Genomic DNA, 393 nt, shown 5'->3' on the forward strand with positions numbered 1-393 from the left:
TGGAGCGGTGCTTGTGAATAAACGAAAAGATCAGTTCCGGTCTTTTGCGAAGATGTGCATCGCTTTTTTTAGAATCTCATTCTCCATCTCAAGTTGGCGAATTCGTTTCTGCATGTCGAGGAAGGTCTTTTCCTCCATTTTCAGATTGCCGCTGCCGCGAAAAGCGTTGACCGGATCCTGTTTGAATTCGCTGATCCAACGGTACAAGGTATTGTCGGATACACCCAGTTCCCGAGCGACTTGCGCCACCGGTTTTCCCTGTTCCTGGATCATCCTCACGGTTTGGATTTTGAAGTCTTTGTCATACTTTTGACTCATCTTCGGACACCTCGATTTTGCTGAATTTATTGTCGCATTCTCGATTCTCGGTGTCCACTATTCAGTCTAGCATCA

The 393-nt window shown here is 46.3% G+C and carries 1 protein-coding gene; it reads right to left on the reverse strand.

Annotation, left to right across the window (positions count from 1 at the left end):
- Positions 1–30: 30 nt before the first annotated feature.
- Positions 31–318, reverse strand: coding sequence for a transposase (locus FS806_RS25370; RefSeq protein WP_015253678.1), 288 nt, complete (start codon positions 316–318; stop codon positions 31–33).
- Between the last annotated feature and the right edge of the window lie 75 nt (positions 319–393).

Origin of the sequence: Paenibacillus sp. 32O-W, from assembly GCF_007679495.1 — a bacterium.
Taxonomy (GTDB): domain Bacteria; phylum Bacillota; class Bacilli; order Paenibacillales; family NBRC-103111; genus Paenibacillus_L; species Paenibacillus_L residui.